The organism is Leeuwenhoekiella aestuarii, from assembly GCF_004104055.1.
GTDB classification, from domain to species: domain Bacteria; phylum Bacteroidota; class Bacteroidia; order Flavobacteriales; family Flavobacteriaceae; genus Leeuwenhoekiella; species Leeuwenhoekiella aestuarii.
Map to the genome: position 1 here is coordinate 1 of NZ_QOVJ01000017.1, position 22,988 is coordinate 22,988.

General features: G+C 34.3%; 25 protein-coding genes. All 25 read right to left on the reverse strand.

What is annotated here, in order from left to right; genetic code table 11:
* Positions 1–262: hypothetical protein (locus DSM03_RS18540; RefSeq protein WP_161568073.1), on the reverse strand; the 262-nt coding region annotated here is incomplete at its 3' end.
* A gap of 4 nt (positions 263–266) precedes the next feature.
* Complete coding sequence (locus DSM03_RS18545; protein WP_128763455.1) at positions 267–3,674, reverse strand: RHS repeat domain-containing protein; 3,408 nt, start codon at positions 3,672–3,674, stop codon at positions 267–269.
* Between the two features lie 317 nt (positions 3,675–3,991).
* Positions 3,992–4,390 (reverse strand): tail fiber protein, encoded by a 399-nt coding sequence (locus tag DSM03_RS18550; protein ID WP_128763456.1) that lies wholly within the window; start codon positions 4,388–4,390, stop codon positions 3,992–3,994.
* Between the two features lie 134 nt (positions 4,391–4,524).
* Complete coding sequence (locus DSM03_RS19250) at positions 4,525–4,653, reverse strand: hypothetical protein (RefSeq protein WP_262707744.1); 129 nt, start codon at positions 4,651–4,653, stop codon at positions 4,525–4,527.
* The gene (locus tag DSM03_RS18555) at positions 4,650–5,615 is read right to left on the reverse strand and encodes a hypothetical protein (RefSeq protein WP_128763457.1); all 966 of its coding nucleotides are present in this window, start codon (positions 5,613–5,615) and stop codon (positions 4,650–4,652) included. Before DSM03_RS18555 ends, DSM03_RS19250 begins: the two co-directional genes overlap by 4 nt.
* A complete protein-coding gene (locus DSM03_RS19010) occupies positions 5,608–5,781 on the reverse strand; it encodes a hypothetical protein (RefSeq protein ID WP_161568074.1) in 174 nt (57 codons plus the stop codon). Before DSM03_RS19010 ends, DSM03_RS18555 begins: the two co-directional genes overlap by 8 nt.
* A 108-nt stretch (positions 5,782–5,889) precedes the next feature.
* Positions 5,890–6,726 carry a hypothetical protein gene (locus DSM03_RS18560; protein ID WP_128763458.1) on the reverse strand — a complete coding sequence of 279 codons (837 nt, stop codon included), beginning with the start codon at positions 6,724–6,726 and terminating at the stop codon, positions 5,890–5,892.
* Positions 6,727–6,745: 19 nt separating this feature from the next.
* Positions 6,746–7,579 carry a tail fiber protein gene (locus DSM03_RS18565; RefSeq protein ID WP_128763459.1) on the reverse strand — a complete coding sequence of 278 codons (834 nt, stop codon included), beginning with the start codon at positions 7,577–7,579 and terminating at the stop codon, positions 6,746–6,748.
* Between the two features lie 3 nt (positions 7,580–7,582).
* Positions 7,583–8,278 (reverse strand): hypothetical protein, encoded by a 696-nt coding sequence (locus tag DSM03_RS18570; protein WP_128763460.1) that lies wholly within the window; start codon positions 8,276–8,278, stop codon positions 7,583–7,585.
* Positions 8,279–8,284: 6 nt separating this feature from the next.
* A complete protein-coding gene (locus tag DSM03_RS18575) occupies positions 8,285–8,965 on the reverse strand; it encodes a hypothetical protein (RefSeq protein ID WP_128763461.1) in 681 nt (226 codons plus the stop codon).
* A complete protein-coding gene (locus DSM03_RS18580; protein ID WP_128763462.1) occupies positions 8,962–9,888 on the reverse strand; it encodes a hypothetical protein in 927 nt (308 codons plus the stop codon). Before DSM03_RS18580 ends, DSM03_RS18575 begins: the two co-directional genes overlap by 4 nt.
* A complete protein-coding gene (locus DSM03_RS18585) occupies positions 9,881–10,540 on the reverse strand; it encodes a tail fiber protein (RefSeq protein WP_128763463.1) in 660 nt (219 codons plus the stop codon). Before DSM03_RS18585 ends, DSM03_RS18580 begins: the two co-directional genes overlap by 8 nt.
* 4 nt (positions 10,541–10,544) lie before the next feature.
* The gene (locus DSM03_RS18590; RefSeq protein ID WP_128763464.1) at positions 10,545–11,519 is read right to left on the reverse strand and encodes an interleukin-like EMT inducer domain-containing protein; all 975 of its coding nucleotides are present in this window, start codon (positions 11,517–11,519) and stop codon (positions 10,545–10,547) included.
* A 7-nt stretch (positions 11,520–11,526) separates the two neighbouring features.
* Positions 11,527–12,285, reverse strand: coding sequence for a hypothetical protein (locus DSM03_RS18595; protein WP_128763465.1), 759 nt, complete (start codon positions 12,283–12,285; stop codon positions 11,527–11,529).
* A gap of 81 nt (positions 12,286–12,366) precedes the next feature.
* The gene (locus DSM03_RS18600) at positions 12,367–13,284 is read right to left on the reverse strand and encodes a tail fiber protein (RefSeq protein WP_128763466.1); all 918 of its coding nucleotides are present in this window, start codon (positions 13,282–13,284) and stop codon (positions 12,367–12,369) included.
* Positions 13,285–13,301: 17 nt separating this feature from the next.
* Positions 13,302–13,931 carry a hypothetical protein gene (locus DSM03_RS18605; protein WP_128763467.1) on the reverse strand — a complete coding sequence of 210 codons (630 nt, stop codon included), beginning with the start codon at positions 13,929–13,931 and terminating at the stop codon, positions 13,302–13,304.
* Between the two features lie 95 nt (positions 13,932–14,026).
* A complete protein-coding gene (locus tag DSM03_RS18610; RefSeq protein WP_128763468.1) occupies positions 14,027–14,983 on the reverse strand; it encodes a hypothetical protein in 957 nt (318 codons plus the stop codon).
* An 88-nt stretch (positions 14,984–15,071) separates the two neighbouring features.
* A complete protein-coding gene (locus DSM03_RS18615) occupies positions 15,072–16,202 on the reverse strand; it encodes a type II secretion system F family protein (RefSeq protein ID WP_128763469.1) in 1,131 nt (376 codons plus the stop codon).
* 2 nt (positions 16,203–16,204) lie between these two features.
* Entirely contained in the window at positions 16,205–16,657 is a 453-nt protein-coding gene (locus DSM03_RS18620) for a PulJ/GspJ family protein (RefSeq protein ID WP_128763470.1), read from the reverse strand.
* Positions 16,647–16,982, reverse strand: coding sequence for a hypothetical protein (locus DSM03_RS18625; RefSeq protein WP_128763471.1), 336 nt, complete (start codon positions 16,980–16,982; stop codon positions 16,647–16,649). The genes DSM03_RS18620 and DSM03_RS18625 overlap by 11 nt, the downstream gene beginning before the upstream one ends.
* Positions 16,970–18,262: a hypothetical protein gene (locus DSM03_RS18630; RefSeq protein ID WP_128763472.1), complete on the reverse strand. Its 1,293-nt coding sequence runs from the start codon at positions 18,260–18,262 to the stop codon at positions 16,970–16,972. The genes DSM03_RS18625 and DSM03_RS18630 overlap by 13 nt, the downstream gene beginning before the upstream one ends.
* Positions 18,262–18,735: a hypothetical protein gene (locus DSM03_RS18635; RefSeq protein ID WP_128763473.1), complete on the reverse strand. Its 474-nt coding sequence runs from the start codon at positions 18,733–18,735 to the stop codon at positions 18,262–18,264. The genes DSM03_RS18630 and DSM03_RS18635 overlap by 1 nt, the downstream gene beginning before the upstream one ends.
* Positions 18,736–19,407, reverse strand: coding sequence for a hypothetical protein (locus DSM03_RS18640; RefSeq protein ID WP_128763474.1), 672 nt, complete (start codon positions 19,405–19,407; stop codon positions 18,736–18,738).
* 1 nt (position 19,408) lies between these two features.
* Complete coding sequence (locus DSM03_RS18645) at positions 19,409–20,149, reverse strand: hypothetical protein (RefSeq protein ID WP_128763475.1); 741 nt, start codon at positions 20,147–20,149, stop codon at positions 19,409–19,411.
* Between the two features lie 1,111 nt (positions 20,150–21,260).
* On the reverse strand, positions 21,261–22,988 hold a 1,728-nt coding region (locus tag DSM03_RS18655), incomplete at its 5' end, for a DUF1990 family protein (RefSeq protein WP_128763476.1).

Here is a 22,988-nt window from a genome sequence, read left to right on the forward strand (position 1 = left end):
TAAAAACATAATTCTGATCACTCAAGGTTATGTTAGAATAGCTTGGAAATACAACAGCTGCTTCAGGAACTATTTTAGCTGTAAAAGTTGCGCCACTTTGTATATGGGTATTCGGACCTAAAGTAAGGCTTACCGGATCTGTAAGATTAGAGGAACTACCACTTGCTACAACATAGGTATTACCTGATTGAGGATAATATTTCTGGCCGAAGCCAAAAAAACCAATACATAATACGATTAAACTTAAGTAAAACTGTTTCATCTTTTTATTGGTTTTTATAGTAATACTTATACTCCTGTAATAACTTCATCTCATCATCCAAAACCGTCTTGAGCCTATTGAAATCATCATACTCATAGGTCATCTCCTGACCCCGTGGATCGGTCATACTTGTAATGCCTTTTAATGGATCATAGGTGTAGGTAGTGACCATTGCATTGGGTAAACTACTTCTTAAGTCTTTAAATAAAATCTTCAGATATTGAGAGTACTCTTCGTTTGTACTGATTGGAATGTAATCGTACTCCACTTCTAACTCATTCATAATCGATTGAACTTCAGCATAACTAGCATTCTGTATTTTTGCTATTGGGTATTTATCGCTATAACCCCAAAGGTAACTGGTAGTAACTTTATTCTTATCATCCTCGACCTCTTGTACGTTACCTTTGTAATCATATCTCTTGATATTAATCTTTTTTGAGTACTTCGAATCAATAACTAAATATCTCTGAGCAGGATCTATATATGAGGGGATGAAGTCATTATTTGGGTTACTAATTTTTGGGAGCTCATAAAGATATTTAGGTAAGATTTTACCATTAAAATTTCCATAGTCAATAACCTCAGAGCTAAGTAATTTTTGATTACCTAAAGCATCTTCAGAATAACGAGTTGTCTCAATTGGCTTAAGGATATTTTTATCCTGCATTATTTTAAGTTCGGTCCCAATTTGAAAATTTAAATCAAAATCTAAGGAATATTTATATGTGGTAACAATATGTTTTCCGTTGCCTACACTAGAACGTATCTTAGTAGGTAGCGGATGAATTTCACTACCATATTCATAATCAGTTTTATTTACCAATGCATAAGATTCAGGAAAATAAGAATATTCTATTTCTGAAGATAAAACCTTCACAATATCTGTGAGGGTACTGTATTTGGCAGCTCTAAATGTTACTCCAGATGCACCAAAAATACTATAAAGTACACCTATGTTAGGCCTGCCTAAACTCAATGTTCCTATTTTTAAGCCATAAACCCTATGCGGAGACATTAAAGGTGTTTTTTCGCCAGGGACGTAATTCTCATAATTCCTCTCGATTTTTTTTAATTTTTGATTGCTTTCATCAAACACTTCTTTAGAAAGCAATAGACCTCTATTCCAGTCATAATTCGGTGCTGGTGCAAAAGGAAAAGTATTGGCTTTAGGTGGGTTAAGGTCTAAAACGGATAAATAATCTCTAGCTGTTCCGTATGAAAGATTAAACACTTTAGGATACTCAAAGAAACCATCACAATACCCTGTTAAAGGGTCAGTTTTATAACAATCTCCATATTGATCCCAAACGTATTCCTCATTATTAAAGGGTACATCATTTTTCCCCAGTTCACCATTGATAGAAAAAATACTTACTGTTTTACCTAGCCCCTGTTTAATTTCACTAACCCTATTATAGCCTATAATACGATTGTCTGTAGTGGTCAACTCTACTTTTGAATCACTAAACCTACCTAGTGTTTTTTCATAATATGTAATATCATTTGGGTAAGCGACGGGAGAATCGTAAATATTTTTCCCCATTACCGGTTTTGCTATGACGCGTCCACTAGTATTTTCCGATATGTCGTTATAGTCATATGTAGTAACATATTCCTCTCCGCCCTCTTTTAATGTAATTTTTTTCGTTCTAAGCCCAGGTCCCAAAAAAGTTTCGTTTAGATATATATATTCATTGGGTTCATATTCATATAAAGTACTTCCCCCTGTTGGATATTCAATTTTATTCAACATCCCATAATCCATATAATTTGAATTTGGTTCTCTATCAGCTCCATTAAAAATGAATTTTCTACCATTGTAATTGGTCAATTCTTCGACTTGAAAACGATCATTTGCTAGATCCCCATAATCTGGATAAACATACATTTTTGGTACAAAATGGGTATTTTGATTGGCTCCATTGTAATAACCCCACAAGTCAACGGCAGGAGAGTTACTATTTGGTAGTTTATGATTGAAACTACCTCCAAAATCCTTTAACTTGTAATAAAATTTATGAGAATTATAAGTGTCTGAATTAATTGAATAGTCCTTTAATTCTTTCAATATCAAACGTCTGTATTGATGCTTTTTATCAGCACTTACTGAATTAATTCCTTCTGAGGTATGTAAACCATATTCAAAGCCTATTCTTTTCTTTATAGAATTGTACTTATCTAAAAAAACAATCTCTTCTAAAGGATTGATTCCTGTTGAATTATCTGAACCTCTATTGAATTTAATTTTAAAACCATCTGATGATATTTCAGATAACTTTTTTGTATATATTCCTGATTCTGTATAATATGCAGATTTAAATGCACCATCTTCATCATAAAAATTTTTGTGATGATCGCTCATTAATTGCAATGGAGTATAATTGCTCTTAACATATTCCTCCTCGTATTTATAGTTGATAACTTGTTGATTGGGTGTAACAACTTTAGTTAATTTCCACGAACTATTATATTTATCATGAAATATCCCTTGCCACAACACATCCCAATCATAATATGGCCCAAATTCATCATCAGGCTGATTTTGATTTTTGATACCCACATCTTTAGTACTGTACATAGAATACGATGTTTCAGGTTGTTCAAAAAAATATTGTGTATTATCTGTATCCGTTATGACAAAACTAGCAATGAGAAAGTGAGGATTGCTAGCAGGTGATTCACTGTCACGAACGACATTGTAATCTATCTTAAAGCCCATCCAAGGAATCTGATGTATAGAAATGGTACCATTATTGTTCTCAAATACAAATTTTCCTGATTTACCATTAAAATTGAATTCAAAGATATCAGGTTCCGTATCTCTATTTTGAACTAAAGCATTATAACCGGCTCCTGTTGCAACAAAAAAATCTTTATAAGTATCAAAGAAAGAAAGATAATCAGTGTTCCATCTTGAGTCATTTTCAAAATCGAATAAATTAACATCCTGAATTGCTCCAAATTGATAATCTGAGCGATGAAGAGGGTTTAACTCCGGATAAGCGTCAAATGATAAAAGCTGGCCATATTTATATAAATTAATAAATAATCCATCTCCACTAGGTGGGTATTGTAAATCCTCATCTGCTACATCTTTCCTTTTTCTCACAATACTCCCCCCCGCAGATAAATACCAACCCAACCCGACATCTGTTGATGCCTGAGAAACCTGTATACCCGATGAACTGTAAACTAATGCTAAGTTCACATCATAATTATCAACCAAATAAGATTCAATAGGAATTGATATATTGGAAGCTCCTGTAAATAAATCTACACTACTGGCGTTTACTTTTAGTAATGCTGATGCCTCAGGGGATAAAATCGACTTGTTGTAGTCTTGGCTAAAGGTTATACTGGTGCATAATGCAAAAATTATAAAATAAAATCCTTTTGATTTTCTTACCATATTTATTTTAATTTTTATGCCTACTAATTTTAATAGGTAAATTATCTTAGATTAATTTTTAAAAAAAATGGTTCTCATTTGTTATTTCAAAAAAGTAATAATATTTATACCAGTTACCATAAAAAGAGCTTATATCAAAAATTACCAGTTCTTTATATTCATTATTATTCTTTTCCAAAACAAAGAACAATTCTTAAAAAAAACTAAAATTAAAAGTCGGAATTCATAAAATCCGAGAACCAAACATTATAAAATAAATGATAAAATTCTGATTACAATACAATTAACCCCTAACCTTTTATTTCAATTAAAAAAGCCTATTTGGATTCTAAAATCTCGATCCGCTTCCTGAGTTCTATATTTGAAGTATGTTCCTCCATAAAATAAAGTGTCAATTCTTCAATTTTTTCTAGAAGTTTTAAATTCATCTCTTTTAGGTTTATACCATTTTCATCCATTTCTTCTGCTGAAGGAATATTAGGAAGATGACCGGTATTGGAGATGTACTTTTTAACCTCTTCTAAACTTTTTAGATTATATTCTTTTTTAAAAACATAATCTGGTGCAACTGCACCATTGAGATCAACTCTAACCTCCTGAGTATGGATTTTTCCTTTTACGGTTAGTTTTTCGTCAGGATTTGTGGTTCCTATACCCACTCTCCCATCACCGGCAATATGTAATCTTACATTAGGCTCACCTCCTGTATATGGCATTGTTAAAAACTGAATATAGGTATCCCAAGAACCGCCTCTGTACGATTTTATAATAGATTCCCCAGCTGCTGCAAAATGAAATGTAATATCCCGTGCGCTTCCGCTTCCCAGTGGTTTATTTGGGCCTAAGATGGTTAACTCTGAATATTATCATTAGTGGAAGATCCTATCCTCAGGTTGCCTGTAGAGGTGTTATCTCCGTCCTGATTCCATTGAGCCATCCCCAATACAGGGACTAGCATAAAAATTATCGCTAACCTCATTTTATGATTTTTTCTAAAGTTTCTATTCGCTTTGACAAAGCCCTATTCGTTTTGTGCTCTTCGATTAAATATAAAGTCAATTCCTCTATCTTTTTTAAAAGTATCGCATTCATTTCACCAAGATTAATACCTTCAGATTTTGCTTTTTGTTCTTTTGGAACATCTGGTAAATGTCCATTTTCTGATACGAATTTTTCCAGCTGATTTAAAGGAATCAAATTATAAGAATCTTTAAAAACATAATCTGGCCAAGATGCTATCTCAACTTTTATTTCTCTGGCCCCTATAGAACCTTCCACCGCCAATTTATGAGAACCGGTAGTTTTAGTCCCGATACCTACTTTACCATTACCCTTGATGGTCATAACATCAACCGCAGAGTTTGATTTAAGTGTTCTAAAGACAGCTATATCACCACTACCAACTGAACCAAAATGAAGTGTAGTAGACCCGTAGATCTCATTAGGATCAATTAACAATGTATTTACTCCATCATTAATATTTAAAAAACTTTTATCTGGTTGCCAACTACCTGCTAACGTACCCGTATTTCTTATCTCCACTTTTCCGACTGGAGTAATTGTGCCAAACCCAAAACTACCTGACACATCAATAACACCGCGATCAATGGTTTTTGTTTTAAAACGTATTTCTCCATCCTTAGCCTCAAGATACAATTGATCACCGGCTTGGGTAATTTGATTATTATCTATTCCAATTCCTAAATTGGGAGTACCAACTAAAGCCCAAGAATTATTTAAATTTTCAGAAGGACCTATAGTTCCAGTACCGACGACATTTAATGCCGTTCCTTGCGGACTCAAGGTGCCAATTCCTATTTTTCCGTTTACTGGTAAAGTATTGGACTGTCCGTAAAAAAGTGTACTATATACTAATAGAGTTATAACTAAAAAGGAATTGCAGTTCATTGAGTTTTTGATTGATGGTAATGTTCTATTCATTTGATAATTTATTGAGCTGCTTACGGACACTCACAAGTTCATTAGCCATTTTTTCAATTTGTTCAGCTTGCAACTCTAATAGATCCTGTTGGCTTTTAATTTGCTTATGTTGCTGTATAGTATAAAGGGTCAACTCTTCAATTTTCTGAAGCAACTTTGCATCCATCTCCCCTAAATTTATTCCATTCTCTATCACTTCATTAGCTGAAGGTATTTCTTTTAAATGGCCATTTGATACTATGAAGCTTTCAACTTCTTCAAGATTTGGAAGGTTTTAAGATTTTTCAAAAACAAAATCAGACCATACGGGCGCAGTAGCACGTATATTTCCGTTAACGTGTAAGCGTTCTGTAGGGTTTACGGTACCTACACCTACGAAACCATCTTCATGTCTAACATAAATACTAGGGTTATTCCACAACCCAATGGTTACGGCCTTGCTACCCTTTAAATTAATTGATCCTGCGGAATTAATGGGCGCTCCTCCGCCCCAAGAATCATCAAAGAAGTGAATAGTACCTATATTTATATCTCCTTGATATCCTCTTATCGCATTCCAGTTTCCTACTTCAATACCCAATTCAATAGCCGATTCATGATGTCCTGAATTCAAGGCGACTTTATTGGGAATTTTAATTCCTTTTAAAGATGAAATTCCCTCCACTGTAAGTTTTTCACTAGGTGACACTGTTCCTATCCCGACATATCCATCTGACCTTCTAAAATAAGCTGCAGGATCATCCCATTGACCTATCGTTACCGCTGTAGTCCCCCAAAGGTTGAGAGAGCCGGCTGAAAAAGAAGGGCTGCCTGACCTCCAAGAGGTGTCAAAGAAATGAATAGTTCCTATATTGGTTTGATCGCGATAACCTCGTATAGCATTATAATCTGCATTTACTAAATCTAAATCAATACCTGAATAGTTTCTTCCTTCTTCTAAAATGTACTTCCCTCCTATCTTAAGACCGTTGCTGGAAGCAGTTCCTTTGATAATTGTTTTACCATTAATTGTAGTAAGATTATTAGTCTGTTCTACTTTTACTTCAGATGTAAGTATTTGAGCATTTAAACTGATAGGAAAAACAATCCACAACAAAACTAACGACCTCATTACCTCTATTAGAAAAATTTTAATTCGCCTTTTTCGATTCATTTTCAAGAAGTTGAATGCGTTTGTTTTGATTTAAAATATAAAGGGTCAATTCTTCAACCTTTTTTAAAAGCAGCATATTCATTTCCCCTGTAGGTATACCATCCCTCTCAAAATCATTTGCAGAAGGAATTTCAGGTAAGTGCTTATTGGCTATAATATAATTTTCAACTTCATCAAGAGTTTTTAAATCATAGTCCTTTTCAAAAACATAGTCTGGTGCGGGAACCGACAAATCTACGCGTACTTCTTCTGCATGGATATTCCCTTTTACTGTGAGTTTCTCATCTGGACTTTGAGTTCCTATCCCCACATTTCCCAAACCATTATCGGACATATAAAAAGACTCGTAATCTGGTTCATTTAAAAGAAGCTCGCCTGAATTATTTATTAATTCAGGATCTCCCATACTGACATTTACAACCCCCTCAACCTTTCTAAAAATAACCCGAGCTCCTTTATGCAAATAAGGCATATTTGCAGTAAGATGCACTACTGAATTGCTTATTCTACGTAATCTCAAAACAATATTTGGGGTAGGTGTTTCCTGAATGATGCCCTGTGTGTTATGCGTAAAATTGACAAACACCTTAAAAATTGCTCTTTTAGCATACGTATATCCCCAGTTACCCGAATTATCAATCACAGTACCTACTATGCTTGCAGCATCATAATTACCTATTTGACCGGCATCTATAACTGCAACCACCCGCTCTCCAGGAGTTAGATGTGTATTATCTACATTCCATTCTAATTCCTGAGTATATGCGTTTGAAAAAAAGCCAATTAATAAAAAGATGTATAGCTTATTCATTATCTAATTATTTGAGAAGATTCTTGATTTCTTTAAGTTCTCTATAAGATCTTTATTTTGCTGATTGAGATTTTCTACCTTTTTATTTTGACTTATTAAATGCAAAGTAAGCTCTTCAATTTTTTTCAAAAGCAGCATATTCATTTCACCAACTGAAATACCCTCCCTTTCAAAATCATTTGCGGAAGGAATTTCAGGTAAGTGCTTATTGGCTATTATATAATTTTCAACCTCATCAAGTGGTTTCAGACTGTAGTCCTTTTCAAGAACATAGTCGGGTGCTGGCACAGACAGGTCAACACGAACTTCTTTCGAGTGAATTTTTCCATTTACCGTTAATTTTTCATCAGGTGTTGAAGTGGCAATTCCTAGACTCCCATTGTTGAGTGAAAAATATGGAACCCAAATACCATCTTGATAGCGATTGTAACCTACTTCAAAAGTCGCTGTTAATTCATCTGCCAATTGAAGTTTGAGGTGAGCTTTATCATTAATCGAATCGTCTCTATAAAACTGTACCTTATCATGGTTTTGCCCTAAATTTGAATCCCGTATAATTAATTCACCTGAAGTAGTTATTGAAGAAGATGTAACAACTGCATCTTGAGTATTTAGAACAGTTCCTGAATCTATCCACTGCCCAAATACGGAAAATTTAATGCCTAATAATGCTATTGAAATTAGTCCTTTTTTAGTCATATCCAATTATTTTTCAAGTTGCTCTAATCGCTTGTTAAGGTTTATATTCTCTCCCTGTAGCTCAGTAATCTGTTTGCCTTGCTGAATAACATAAAGGGTTAATTCCTCTATTTTTTGAAGTAATTTAGAATCCATCTCACCCAAATTGACACTTTCTTCTTTAACTGTCTTAGCTGAGGGGACACCTCTAAGGTGGCCGTTTTGTGCTATAAATAGTTCAACATCCTGAAGTCTTGGTAGCTTATAATCAGTTTGAAATACAAAATCAGCCCATTCTACTATAGAGACTTTTACTTCTTTTGCTTTAATTTTACCGTTTACGCTCAAAAGATAACCAGGTTGTCTAATGGCTGTACCTATAGAAACTCCACCTGTACGGTGTATTCGCAATCGATTAGTACCTCCTGTAAAAAGATCTATTCCAAAATGCCCAGAAATATATGCATTGCGTGGTTCTAAATAACCAGTAGATCCATCCTGATATCCATGAAAACCAAAACCATAATGGTTTAAATATTGACCGTCGTATAAAAAATCATCACCACTAGTACCGTAAGAAATGATTCCTGGTGAAGTTCCGTCATTCGTTTTCGCTTCTTGTATAGAAATTCTTCCGTATTGATCAAACTGAGCATTTGTTTGAATTGCCATTAAAAGAAATAAAACAATGAATGTTATTTTTCTCATTTGGTAGTATTTTCTAGTTTTTCAATACGTTTTAAAAGTTCAATTTGATATAAGGTTAACTCCTCTATCTTCTTTAACAAAAGCATATTCATTTTGCCAACCTCAATTCCATCATTTTCCATTTCTTTAGCTGAGGGGACCTCTGGAAGATGTTTATATTTTTTTAAATACTGCTCTACTTCTATAAGCTCTCTTAGCTTATAATCAGACTCAAAAACATAATCAGGACCATTAAAAATCTCAACTTTAACTTCCTTAGTTCGCAGATTCCCATTTACATCAAGTCTACCGTTAAGCCAAGAATCACCCTCTACATAAAACTGCTTATTTCTTAAAGTACTAGCCGCACTCCCCACTACAAATTCGCCTGCTATAAATGAAGGTCTTGAGGCGTTACTTTGAAGTCGTACTTTTAAATCTCCGTTCTGGTTTTTGAGCCACATCTGTCCACTTGCATCAGTAGTGGCTTCCAAACGGGATACTATTTTGTTATTTCTGTTTAAAACATCAAAAGCTCGATATCCTGAGACATCTTGCTTGATTTCTACATCCGACTGCCCATAAAGCTTCCCCGTAAACTCCGCTGTACCGTATACAAAAAGCTTTCTATTTTTACTAATCGAAGAAAAATCACCAAGTATTAATTCCCCTGAAATCGCTGAAGGAATACTGGAATGACTCTTAATTATTACTTTATAATTTCCGCTCTCATCTTTCAACCATAATTGACCACTCCCATCAGTTGTAGCCTCTAATCTTGAAACAGTATGATTATTTCTATTGATAACATCATAAGCCCTAAAACCAGTAGCATTCTGAAAGATTTTAGTGTCTCCACTATTTGGAAATTCATTATTCTGGGCATTTAGCTTATTTAAGCTTAAGAATATTAAAACGCTTGCTATTGTTAGAAGTTTATTCATTTGTATGCTCTAACTTATTAAGTCTTTGATTCACGCTCTTCAATTCTTTGTTCTGTTCAATGATATAAAGCGTGAGCTCTTCTATTTTCTCCAAAAGCTTTAAATTCATCTCTTTTAAGTTTAGTCCGTCTCGCTCTAGTTCTTCTGCTGAGGGAATTCTAGGCAGATGCCCTTCTTTATCTATAAATTGTTCTACTTCAGCAATTGGAATTAAATCGTAGTCTTTTTTAAATACATAGTCTGGGGCTATAACACCAGCTAGATCCACCCGAACTTCCTGACTATGGATGTTGCCTTTAACCGTTAGCTTTTCGTCCGGATTTCTCAAACCAATACCTACATTGCCATTATTCTTAAAAAATGCAATTAGTTTATCTGAAAAAATACTTATCCCTTGACCAACATCCATAGGTGTGTAAATCCTTACTTCTGAAGGAACTGTAGAGTATTGAGATATTGCAAGTATTTGACCAGAATTTTCAAATCCTATTAAATTAGAAAGGTTATTACCATCTTCACGAAAGCCACGAATAAATTTATTATTTAAGAGTGTTATATGTCCAGTTGCATTTTGATCCTGAGAATAACAAGCTACCCCAACCATCAAAAACAGTATCCATAATACATAGAATTCCAATCTATTAGTCCTCATAATTTTATTTATTTTTAAATAGACCTTCTAGAGAAGTTAATCGTTTCTCCTGTTCAATGATATAAAGTGTTAGCTCTTCTATTTTTTCCAATAGCTTTAAATTCATCTCTTTTAAGTTTAATCCTTCTTGCTCTAGTTCTTCTGCTGAGGGAATTTTAGGTAGATGACCTTCTAAATTGATAAATTTTTCAACTTCAGAAATAGAAATTAAATCGTAATTCTTTTCAAATACATAGTCTGGGGCAATAACACCAGCTAGATCCACCCGAACTTCCTGACTGTGAATGTTGCCTTTAACGGTTAGCTTTTCGTCCGGATTATCTAATCCTATACCTACATTACCTAAGTAGTCTAGAGCTAATCCTACTTCATTTTTATTTCCATCTGCCTTTAGAAGCACACTTCTTATATCATTAGCTATGAAAGAATCTTCTATTAGCATAGTTGATATTGTGGCAAAATTAGCTTGTGCATTTGCTGGTTGTAAAACTTCAATAACCATCGAATTATTAAAGCCATTATTTGCACCTTTAAAAATTGCTGCATACGGATTACGATGTCCGTGACTTTTAGATAGCTTAAATAAGCCTAAACGCTCTGCTGCTATTCTCAATTCAGAAGTTACTTGAGATTCCCAAGCATCTCGCGAACTGAGTATACCAATTTGACCTTTAGAGATATTGTTCAAAGCTTGTGCTAATACATTTGACTCTGAAGAACTTCCGTAAGTATCATAGTTTATTGATGAAATGTGCTGATATGTTTCTGCATCAAGAATAGTCAATGCAAGTCCACGAGAAGAAATGCTATTGTACGCCGCAGGTACATTATTAAAAATTACATTTCCATCTACTTTAACAATTCTAGTTTTACTGTTGTCATAATTACCAGTACCTCTTATGTAAACAGCCTTTTGAGCTATAGATACATTTAGAAAAAATAGACCTGATAGCAATAAATAGTATTTTTTAATTCTCATAATGATATTATTTATTTTCTACAATCATCTTCAATTCCACCACTTCCTTTTTGAGCGAAATCAGTTCTTCATTTTGCGCAATAAGGTATAGGGTCAACTCCTCTATCTTTTGAAGTAATTTCGCGTTCATTTTTCCAAGTAGAACACCTTCTTTTTCAACCTCTAACTCATTAGGGATGTCCTTTAAATGACCATTATTAAGAATGAATTGTTTCACATCTTGAAGAGAAGGCAAGTTATAATCAGATTTAAACACATAATCTGGCCAACTATTAAGATCTACTTTAACCTCTTTAGAATGAATCGTCCCATTAACGGCTAACTTAGAATCTGGCAAAAGAGTACCAATTCCTACACGACCTGTTGAGGTAAAAACAATTTTCGAATTATTTATATGAGAATTATTAGAACCAAAATTAAATCTTAACGAGGAATCTCCTGTTCCATTAGTTGTTTGCCTAGCTATAGACCATACATCTGTATTAGATGAGCTACTCCCCCCTTCAATAAAATTTATTGCTGAACCCCATCTATCAGAAGAATTAGAGACTAAATCTATTAATGCATCCTGATCTTCAATAAGTAAAGTACCATATTGAGTCTTAATACCAGTATCAAGCTTTACGACGTGCAACTTAGTACTGGGAGAATTTGTACCTATACCCACATCTCCAGAAGAAGGGAAGGTATTTTGAGAAAAAACTGTTGAACTACCACAAAAGAAAGCTATAAAACAGCCGATAAAGATGGACTTAAAAAAACTCATATACTACATTTATTTTTAACAAATAAATGTAGTATATGAGTTTTAACCAAAAGTTAGTAGTCGGTTTTTATGAAAAGCGACTTATTTGTCGCTTTGATTGGCAGAATTCCGCACTTCACGCTTTAATTGTTGAATTTCCTTATGCTGTGAAATGATGTATAATGTTAATTCTTCTACTTTTTTCAATAATAACATATTCATATCACCAACCAAGATACCTTTATCTTTAAAATCATTTGCAGATGGGATCTCGGGCAAATGCTTATTTGCTTCTATATAAGTTTCAAGTTCATCAAGACCTCTTAGATCATACTCCTTTTCAAAAACATAATCAGGTGCTGGCACTGCTAAATCAACACGTACTTCTTCTGAGTGAATTTTACCTTTTACAGTAAGTTTTTCATCAGGAATTGAAGTACCAACTCCAACATTACCATTAGACTTTAAAACTAAATTATCTCTCCACTGCCAGACTCCTCCTTCATTATAGCGTGTTTGTAGATACATTCTTCCATGAGCATTACTATTTGATGTGTTATCAGGAGTTACCAGTATACGGCCTTGCTGCCAAGGGTTACCACCATTCTGTGCTGCAGGAACAACAAAACCAATAGCCGCTCCCTCTGAAGTAGACCTTGAGGTTGATGTTGCTTCTATTATTAAGTTGGAATCGTATTGACGTGTACTATTTACTTGTATAGCATTTGACAACAAATGAAGACTAGCTCTAGGAATCGTTGTTCCTATACCAACATTACCACCACCAGTAGAAAGTAATGTATTAGCTGAAATATAATGATTTAAGTATATCGCATCTCCGTCACTGTAAGCGTCCATAACAATATTTCCAGATCCAGAAGCAAGAGCTTTAATAGTGGGGTAACCATTATTTCTCCCAAGTTCCAATGCTGGGTTACTTAGATTAGGCTGAATGGATTGCGTTTGTGCAATAATATTTGAACATAAAAACAGAAAAATAAAAATCACACCTACTTTCATAACTTTATAAAATTGAATTAATTAGACTTTAAACCATCTAGGTTATCTACTTGCTTTTGTAATTTGTCTATTCTCTTATTCTGTTCGATTATATAAAGCGTCAACTCCTCAATCTTTTGAAGTAATTTTGCATCCATTTCTCCCAGGAAAATACCATTCTCCTTAACGTCTACAGCACTCGGTATATCTTTTAAATGACCATTATGCTCAATATACTGCTCCACCTCTTTCAAAGTAGGTAAACGGTAATGATCTTCAAATACAAAATCAGCCCAATTTGTTTCAACTTTTATTTCTTTAGCACGTATTTTACCATTAATTGCAAGCTTCCAAGATCCAGGATTTTGTGTTCCGATGCCAACATTTCCAGAAGATCTACTAATTGAAAGTATATAATTAGACCAACCACCTTGAGCATCCATTGTTCTTAAATGAAACGAATTATTAGAGTTATGAGCATTAAACAACCAGTCATTGTCATCTTTTCCATTCAAAATTAATGCACCCCAATCGCCAGTACCCGCTCTTAAATTTCCATTTACAGTAATAGCTCCTTCGAAGGTGCCCCCAGTTTTGGGAACATAATCTTGCGCACTCATACTTAGACTAATGACAGCAAGAATTAGAATTAAAGTTTCTTTTTTCATACTAAATTTTATTTTGTGAAAAATTATTAGATTCCCATATAAGTAATTGCTTAGCTTAAGGAATTTTAAAAAAGGTGCTGCAAATATTCTTTAAACTACTTTTTTTCTAGGATTAAATTTTCTACTTTATCATTGAGTACATTTATCTTTTCATTTTGATCAATAATATACAGGGTCAACTCTTCAATCTTTTGAAGCAATTTTGCATTTATTTCTCCTAGTAGCACGCCATTTTTTTCGACTTCAGCTGCGCTGGGAATATCTTTTAAATGACCATTTTTTTGAATAAAAGAATTTACTTCTTCTAAAGTGGGCAACTCATAATCACTCTCGAAAACAAAATCTGACCAACCGTTTGCTTGTACTTTTACTTCTCGAGCTCCTATAGAACCTTCAACAGCTAGTTTATGGTTTCCAGTTTCTGCTGTGCCTATACCTACTGATCCATTAGTTTTTACTAGTAATTGAGGGATTCCTGCAGCAGTTTTCAAACCCAAATTTTCATAAGCATTCATATGTACATTTCTTGAAGAAATATAATTTCCATAATTTGGATTCTCTGTTGAAGGACCTGCTGCTGCAATATTAATAGTTCCTTCTGGCGTTCTAAAAGTGGCGATTGTCTCATTTCCTGAATCTCTAATGATATCTAGAGAAGATTGAGGATTTGTTGTACCGATGCCAATATTACCGTTATCTTTTATAACTAAAGCATCAACGCCTCCAGATGGAGCTCCACTAACTGAAAATCGTAAAGAATGTCTCGGTCCTGAAGTTAAATCTCTATTAAGGTAAATTAAGCCTCCTCTATAACCTCCATCAGTAAAAAGGCCAATACCCACGCCGGTATTTTCTGCATTTTTTGCATTTTTTAAAATTAATGGGATTGTGAGATTTCCTGAATTAGTTTCAACTATATCCAACCTACTAGATGGTGAGGTTGTACCTATCCCCACATTACCAGAAGACGGAAAAGTATTTTGTGAAAATGCTGTAAACTTGAAAGCACAGCAAAATAGAATTATTAGAAAGGAATAGTTCTTTGAATACATAGAAAAGTCTTTGTTTTCAAAGAACCAAAATCTTAATGAAGTAATCAATAATTACTTCTCTGTTTTTATAAAAACCGACTACTAATCATTAGCCAATCACCTCACTCAATCCAAACATGGGTAAATACATTGCTATTAATATAACCCCAACTATAACCGCAACAATCATAATGATAATAGGTTCTAAAGCAGTAGAGAAAATTTTAGCCTGCTGGGTAACCTGTTGATTGTAGAGTTCGTTCAATCGCTTAAATATAAAATCGGTTTGATTGGTTTCTTCAGAAACTTGAATGAGCGAAATCATTTTTTGGTCAAAAATAGATTCCCGACTCATACTCTCACTAAGACTTTTACCTTTTAAGATTTGCTCTTCCACCCTGCCCAATGCATCTTCTATGGGGTAAAAAAGTATCATCTTTTTCACAAGACCGAGACTGCGTAATACCGGAACTTTGGCACTTACCAATAAGGAAATCGCTTGAGTAAATTGAGCGAGATAGGTCTTGCGCACAAAATTGCCAATGTAAGGGACTCTTAATATAACTTGATCACGTGTTTTACGATACCACGGTTTTTTGACATAAAGTTTTCGGCTCAATACAATAGCTGCAAGTATTAGAACGGTTATCAAACCATAGTCTCCTATTGCATTAGAAACACGCACTATAAATTGCGTTATGGCAGGTAACTGCACATTATTTTGCTTAAAAATATCCTGAAACATGGGTACAATAAATCGCAGCATAAAAATCACGGATAGTGTAGCTACACTCAGTACGATTATCGGGTAAGTTAATGCACTTATCAAATTACGGCGTTGCTCATTACGACGAATGTAATACTCCCCCAATGCTTCAGTTACCTGATCAAGTGTTCCTGTTGTTTCCCCTATTTTTAAAGAGTAATATTCATATTCAGAAAATTCTTTTCGCTCTCTTACGGCTTCAGAAAAATCTTTACCCTGATCGATTTCTGTAACAAGCGTTAGAAGTAAGTTTTTATCGTATTTCTTTTTTTGAGCATCTGCCAGAAGATTCAAACCATTTTTTAAACGTACTCCTGCTTTAAGTAAGAGGCTTAGTTCTACATAAAAGGCTTCTTTTTTTTTTGAGCCAAAAGGTTTTGAAAAGACTATAATATCTTTTTTAAAAATAGATTCTTTCTTTTCAGAACCAATATTCCTGTTTGGTGATTGCCTCTGCTCAATTTTAATCCCCATACTTAGTCATTTAGATAGTTTGAGGCATCACTGCGTTTGTAAACAAAGAGCTGTCGTTTACCTATCTGAAGCTCGATCGCATCTAATAAGCCGGATTGTACTTGTTTTCCAAGGTAAAATGTTTTTAAGGTATCTAGCTTCGGTAAGGTATCTTTATTACGTAATGTAAACTCATTTCTAAATTGGTATATCATTTTAGATTTTAAACGATTAAAAACAAGCGTTTGATTTTCAAGATCGATATGTATTGTCTCAAAGGAATTGAAATCTATCCAAAGCGCCATTTCTAATTTATCTATTTCAGAACGCTCATTATAATTTGTAGAGACAAGTTGAACTTGCTTCGTTACCAAATTTAAAATCGTAAAAGCCAAACCCACAACAATTGCCGTCAACGCAAGAACGACAAGCATTTCACTTAAAGTAAAAGCATTAATTTTAAGTTTAGTTTTCATTCAAAATGTATTTCTCAATTTCCTTATCTGAATTGGCCTTTTGCGCACGCATCAATAGCATATCATCAGCTGTTCGCGATGATTTCTCAATTGAAACTTCCCAATCTGCATAGTTTTCAAAATAAGGCAAAGTAACTTGACCAAGCTGTAATTTATATTCTAAAAGGGTCAAATGCGTCTCAATACCAGCTGTATTGTTTGTCAAGTTGTTTCTAAAAATAGAATTGATAATCAAACTGGATATCATAAAAATAATCAAAATCAAAACGGTAGCAACAATCGTCTCTACCAATGTTGATCCCTTTATTTTTTTTAATACACCCATTTTGCAATCCCTTTTTGAGTGTTTTGAACAGGCAAGCCCACAAACTCCTGAGTCAAATTTCCAACATTGATTATTCCATTATACAGGTGATTTCGATACACTGAACCAAAATCACGCGCGATAAATGCTTTTGTATAGACCGAACCAAAAACACTCCCTTTGAGTTCGAAATTTTGCTCGCAATAAATATCACCGAACAACTCTGATCCTGTATCTATAAATAGTTCAGGCTCGTAATTGATATTGGGTTCGTTTCCTAAAAAAACAAGACTCCCTTTAATCATTGAATTCGAACCTATATTTATCGTATTCACTTCTTGCTGATTCGCTATAGATCCCGGATTTTGCAAAGAACGTTTCCCTACTTGAAGAACCAATGCGCTCGGGTACTTCAGTTTAACTTTAGAACCTACTATAATTTTTTCAGTTGCAAAAGCCTGGAAATTTCCATTAACGCCAGACTCAATAGCAATCTCTGGAGCAATCAAAATAACATTACTTAAATAGGCTTCTGATCCAACTGTAATTTGTTTTTCAGACTTAATAATCACATTGCCCAATATACTATCTTGAAGTAGTAGGTTTTGAGATTCAAAAACCCATTTCGTTTCGGCTTTAAAAGAATTGTAAATTGATTTTCTATTATAATTTATAACCTCATCATTTCTAGGATATATTTTAAATAAACTCGCTACGTTATTTTGAAAAAACTCTGGGAATTCAGGTAATTCTTCACGTGTATGTGTACTAATTGTTCCGTCTATAAGGCGCGAACCTTTAAAGTATGCGCTCCCCATATTTCCGGGTTTTAAGCCGTATTCTGAAAGTTGTGCATTTCCTGTTATTTGTGAAGATCCTACTACTACTAAAGGCGCATAGGTATTGGCTAAAAATAAAGCCTGTCGGTTTTCGATTGCTTTTTTTCCACCAATTAACGCATAGCGTTCAAATTGGTAGTTTTTGCTTACTGCTCTGCTTTTGACCAACTCATATATGCCCCAACTTTGAGATACTATAGCAATTTCTTGAAAGCTTTTGAGGTTGGGATATTCAATGGCGCTAAATTCAGAATTAAGTGGTCTTTTCGAATTTAAAGCATAAATAACTCCTTGATCAGCAAGTTGTATCGTCTCCTGTAATAAATCACTTTGATCTTTAAACCGTTGATGCGTATAACTCAACAAGACGAAAGACCCCAGAATTAAAATTACCAGAACTCCAATAAATAAAGTAAACTGCAAAGCTCCGGCTTTAACCTTATGTAAGCCCCACAGATGCATTATTTACGGAGTGTTTTGCGTTTGCCTTTAAAACTGATTAGGATTTCCTGCGGTTTACCGCTAATAAGCTGAACATCCTGATACGATTGACCAGCACCCAATATAGACTCGATTCCATTTATGGAAATTGCGAAAACGGTTTCTCCTCCTTCAGCGTTCTGTACCATACCTTTGTATTTTATATTGGGAAAAACAACAGTATCTTCAGTTTTGGCAGGGCGTTGTGTTTGAACAGTTCGCACTGGTTGCTTGTTATCAGGCAACTTTCCTAAAAAAGGATCTCTATAGTTATTTTGAATACTGAAGGTGTCTCGCTCTGTCACGGTTTCGGTATTGAACGACAACGGAACTTGTGGCACTCCCAGTTCTTCTTCAGAAGGATTTAATGCCGAATAAATCTGATAACCTATAACACCCCAGATAGTCACTACAACTACCGATAATGCATAGGTTTTAAGCTTATTCTTTCCCATTTATTCCAGATCAATTTCTACAGTTCTTTCTGTATATTCGGTAAGCTCCCTATCGTTCTCAGCACGAACTTTCCATGTATAAGTAGCCGACTCCTCAAAAGTATATTGAGTGTTTGAAGTAGAAAAGGTTTCTGATACTATAACTACATCTGTATCACTATTGGTCAGCTCAAATCGATACAGTGTTGCTGCATTTATAGACTCCCAACTAAAGTTTATAGTCGTCGAAGTAAAAACTTGATTATCCTCTGGGCTTAACAGCTCAACCCTTTGACCAATCAGTGACGCATTTTCTGAAACGCTAAATTTTTGCGTACTGTATGCTGTCGCATATCCACTGTTTGATGCTTTTATACGCCAAGAGTAATTTCCCGGATTCAACGTAGTATTTAGCATATAGCGACTATTTGCAAGTGAATCTACTTCAATCAAAGTGGTATCCAGTAGAATTTGACTGGCAGTTTCAAAATCTGGCGAACTTACCTGAATGGTATACGCATTAGCAAAATCAACAGGCTCCCAGCTAAAATTAACACTACTCGTGGTAACCTGTGTATCGTTTTGGGGAGCCAAAACTACAACCCGATCTTGAGAAATATCAGTAACACTAATGATATCCTCACAAGAAACGATGCTTATTAAAAGTAATACTAGTACTAAATAGTTACGCATCTTAATAATTAAATAAGTTCTTACTTTTTTTCAATCTATTTCCGTTACGTTTTAAATCACCATTGCAACTCTCACCGGGTTTCGATATAGCCATAAGTTCGGGTTCATTCCGTTTATTTAATCCCCAGCAGAACTGGGAAACTTCATACGATAAGACGAGCCCTTCTGAAAATCGTATTTCAGAAACCTGATCATTTTTACTGATTACAATTAATGGAATTCCGTTAGTATTTTGACTTAAAAATATGGCGTCTGCTGCTTTCATTTGATTTATAAAAGTTTCAGAAAGTACCCAATCTACCTGCGTGACAACATCAGCACTGGTATTGGTTAAAATTTGATTTTTTAAATTTTCATTCCTTGTGGCATTCAACTCATCTAACACTGCTATTTGATCCTGAATTTTTAAGCGTATATATTGCGGTTTAACTGGTAAACTATCGACATAATTAACTGTAAACCCTAATGATTGTTGCCCTTTAAGTTTTTTATATGCCTTAAAATCCATTGCATTAAAGGTTCTAAAAACTGGAGTAAGCCGTATTTTTTGATTCAACTGAGGAATCCCTATGGTTTGGAATTCTTTAGTTGTTACCGTGGCATCCAAATCCCCTATCATTCCCAACTCCACGGGTGCAGCTTGGGGCGTAGCCAAAATACGCTCATAGGTGGTGCAGGATATAACTAATACCGAAATCAAGAGTCCCAAAAATACAACTTGATTTATTTTAAATTTAAACATAGCTTTTCTTAAGAAACCGAATTTACGCAAAGCCTAACCAACTAAGCAAGTTTTATAGGTATGTATTTATGAATTGAGAGAACACTATTTTAATTTAGCAAAGAATATCTGTACAGTTGCTCTCTCTGAGTCGCAGAATTGTACTCCATTTTTCATCCAAAAAGTCCCGTATTATGTATTTTCAATATTGTATGATCATCTTGAAAATTTCTTGCGCTTGAGTATTTCCTTTATTTTTGCCTGCACGTTTGAACAACCACTATAACCATTCTTTATGACTTTCTTGTGGATTACCCTCAATAGCTTCCATTACTTTTTTTTATGTATACTTTTTAAAATCTCTGATAAGCTCGATAGGTTGCTCATCAGCAGACCTCAATCTAAAATGACCCTTTGACATAGCTCAGGACAAGCGTTACTTGGCATAAAACAATAGCAATACAGCTCCATACTTTTTTTTGCTCTGCAATAATCAACACTATCTGCTAGTACACTAAAGTAAACTTCTCTCGTGAACACATCTATCCAATACACCGTAGCAAAACTTACAAAATATAGACCTCTCTTATTATGAAACTTATACTTTCTGCTCACAGACCTAAAATACAAAAAGCTACACTTTTATAATATACTTTTTTGTCCTATTATCTTGTACGGCACCCGACACAGTCGAGCGCTAGGGGGGGGTAGTAACAAGCTTGGAACAATATAAAGCTTGCTTTACCGCTAACGAAACTTCGGTAATTTATTTATTGTGAAAAAGGTACGTCTTCAAAAAAGATAACTATTTAAGATAGTTTTTTAATTGAGATTGAGATTCATATTAATTTTTATATCTTTTTTTTAAAATAAAGTGTAGTATAACAGCTATGATTGAAATTAATGGTAAAAAAAAAATCAAAGTATAGAACGCCCACCCAGAATCTACAAAACCCTCTTTATCAGCGTAATAAATTAAAAACAAATATAAGAAAAGGTATGGCAAAGCTCTTAGAAGTCCTCTCAACCAGAGAAAGCTTTTGCCCTTTTGTAATTTTTGTAAAAATAAAAATACTCCATAAATTATAAGCGGTATTACTAATGAAAAAATATAAAAGTTCATATTTATTTTTTAATTATCTACATTAATATTTTTATCTTTTTCTTCTCCACCCGTTATTTCAACAAAATTATTTAAAACTTCTTTCCACGATTCCTTCTGCTCAGTTCGAGAAAAATTTTCTGCAAATGTTCTTGCTATTCCTTGATCAACTTCGGACTTACTTTCAATACTAAAAGACATTGTTCCATCTTCATTTACTTTAATAGAAAATGAGATTTCACCTTTCTCAATATGCCCTTCCATTGTAACAAATGAGGCAGATACATTATTTTCAGTATCTGTTATATTTTCAACTTTTACATAGGCATTATTAGATGGTCCATCAATATCAATTTCAATAAAGCTCCCTTCCTGGAAACTAGTTTCATTACCATTCCCGTCAACAGGAGAATTGAATTCGGCCTTAGAGTTTGTTAATAAATCTTGTGGATTATTTAGAAATATGCTTTTAACCTCTTTAAATGTTTTGGAATTATTTGATGTATTTACCTTGTAAGATTGTCTTTGAGCATTACTCGATGGTCTCTTTACCTTTAAATCCTTGGGGTCTTTGAATTTTGACATAAAATTTTCCCATTCAAGACCTTCTAGTTCATTTCCATCTATAACCCTATTTTCAGCAAAATTATAAACACCATTGTAAACATAACCCTCTGCCAATGGGTCAACAGATATAAATCTACCAATTGCAGGATCACTAATTCTATATTTCCACTCGTGCCAGTTTAAACCTAGGTCATTTGTGAATTCCTGTCCTTGGAACTGCTTATAATTAAACTCGGTTGATTGCCCATTATTGTACCCTTTATGCTCAAGTCCAAAGGGATAATAGTTCTTTTCTTCAACTATTTCATTAGTGTTGATATTAGTGGTTACATCAATATCTCCGTCCCCGTTCTTATCCTGATAGGACAACCTGACATTCCCTAAGTGGTCTTTGTACTGGTAAACATATTTATACCTACTACCCGCTTTCTCAACGTAACCCTCTGACTGGTTAAAGAACTCCAGCGTTGTGGTATTATTAACTTTTTTATAGGTGTAATTACCTGCATATTGTGTGACTTCACCTGGAACTGATTTCTCCAATTTTATTCCTGTCGCATCATAAATATACGAAATAGTACCGGTCCCATCACCTTTGTTTGCTGTTACATTTACAGCATCTGGTAAATTTAGGTGATTGTAACTTATACTGCTTATTCCTTTGTTCAGATCTTTAATCAGGTTGCCGTTCGCATCATAGGTGTAATCATTCCCGCTTGTATTCCCATCATTAAACTGGCCTTTTACTGTACTCGACAAACTTATTGCATCTGTTACTTTTAGGAGTTTGTTACCTGAGTCGTAAACATAGGTAAGATCATCTATAGTACCAAAATGACCGTTATTGCTGGCCAAAGGATTTGTAACTTTATGACCTTTGCGTAAAAGCGAGGTAATATTTCCGTTCTTATCATAGCTAACAGGTTTTGTTGTGCTGCTTAAAGCGTATCGGTTCAGATTATCTGTGGCGTAGGTAATCCGGTTTAAGGCATCATAACCATAGGTATACCATTTCAACGAGTTATCGCTATTAGCTGTTCGCCACTCTGTTTCTGAAATATTACCATTAAAGAGTGTTGTCGCACCGTGATCCTGAGTATTGTAATTAAGCTTAAAAGCAAATAAATCATTACCCAGACTAGAAGGATTATTAATAGTCTTTAACCAACCTCGAATGTTATAAGTATAATC

Bases quoted from the DNA above. Each gene is read 5' to 3' on its own strand.
- DSM03_RS18545 (WP_128763455.1), bottom strand. From the start codon at position 3,674: ATGGTAAGAAAATCAAAAGGATTTTATTTTATAATTTTTGCATTATGC.
- DSM03_RS18550 (WP_128763456.1), bottom strand. From the start codon at position 4,390: ATGCCATATACAGGAGGTGAGCCTAATGTAAGATTACATATTGCCGGT.
- DSM03_RS19250 (WP_262707744.1), bottom strand. From the start codon at position 4,653: ATGAGGTTAGCGATAATTTTTATGCTAGTCCCTGTATTGGGGATGGCT.
- DSM03_RS18555 (WP_128763457.1), bottom strand. From the start codon at position 5,615: ATGAATAGAACATTACCATCAATCAAAAACTCAATGAACTGCAATTCC.
- DSM03_RS19010 (WP_161568074.1), bottom strand. From the start codon at position 5,781: ATGGATGCAAAGTTGCTTCAGAAAATTGAAGAGTTGACCCTTTATACT.
- DSM03_RS18560 (WP_128763458.1), bottom strand. From the start codon at position 6,726: ATGAGGTCGTTAGTTTTGTTGTGGATTGTTTTTCCTATCAGTTTAAAT.
- DSM03_RS18565 (WP_128763459.1), bottom strand. From the start codon at position 7,579: ATGAATAAGCTATACATCTTTTTATTAATTGGCTTTTTTTCAAACGCA.
- DSM03_RS18570 (WP_128763460.1), bottom strand. From the start codon at position 8,278: ATGACTAAAAAAGGACTAATTTCAATAGCATTATTAGGCATTAAATTT.
- DSM03_RS18575 (WP_128763461.1), bottom strand. From the start codon at position 8,965: ATGAGAAAAATAACATTCATTGTTTTATTTCTTTTAATGGCAATTCAA.
- DSM03_RS18580 (WP_128763462.1), bottom strand. From the start codon at position 9,888: ATGAATAAACTTCTAACAATAGCAAGCGTTTTAATATTCTTAAGCTTA.
- DSM03_RS18585 (WP_128763463.1), bottom strand. From the start codon at position 10,540: ATGAGGACTAATAGATTGGAATTCTATGTATTATGGATACTGTTTTTG.
- DSM03_RS18590 (WP_128763464.1), bottom strand. From the start codon at position 11,519: ATGAGAATTAAAAAATACTATTTATTGCTATCAGGTCTATTTTTTCTA.
- DSM03_RS18595 (WP_128763465.1), bottom strand. From the start codon at position 12,285: ATGAGTTTTTTTAAGTCCATCTTTATCGGCTGTTTTATAGCTTTCTTT.
- DSM03_RS18600 (WP_128763466.1), bottom strand. From the start codon at position 13,284: ATGAAAGTAGGTGTGATTTTTATTTTTCTGTTTTTATGTTCAAATATT.
- DSM03_RS18605 (WP_128763467.1), bottom strand. From the start codon at position 13,931: ATGAAAAAAGAAACTTTAATTCTAATTCTTGCTGTCATTAGTCTAAGT.
- DSM03_RS18610 (WP_128763468.1), bottom strand. From the start codon at position 14,983: ATGTATTCAAAGAACTATTCCTTTCTAATAATTCTATTTTGCTGTGCT.
- DSM03_RS18615 (WP_128763469.1), bottom strand. From the start codon at position 16,202: ATGGGGATTAAAATTGAGCAGAGGCAATCACCAAACAGGAATATTGGT.
- DSM03_RS18620 (WP_128763470.1), bottom strand. From the start codon at position 16,657: ATGAAAACTAAACTTAAAATTAATGCTTTTACTTTAAGTGAAATGCTT.
- DSM03_RS18625 (WP_128763471.1), bottom strand. From the start codon at position 16,982: ATGGGTGTATTAAAAAAAATAAAGGGATCAACATTGGTAGAGACGATT.
- DSM03_RS18630 (WP_128763472.1), bottom strand. From the start codon at position 18,262: ATGCATCTGTGGGGCTTACATAAGGTTAAAGCCGGAGCTTTGCAGTTT.
- DSM03_RS18635 (WP_128763473.1), bottom strand. From the start codon at position 18,735: ATGGGAAAGAATAAGCTTAAAACCTATGCATTATCGGTAGTTGTAGTG.
- DSM03_RS18640 (WP_128763474.1), bottom strand. From the start codon at position 19,407: ATGCGTAACTATTTAGTACTAGTATTACTTTTAATAAGCATCGTTTCT.
- DSM03_RS18645 (WP_128763475.1), bottom strand. From the start codon at position 20,149: ATGTTTAAATTTAAAATAAATCAAGTTGTATTTTTGGGACTCTTGATT.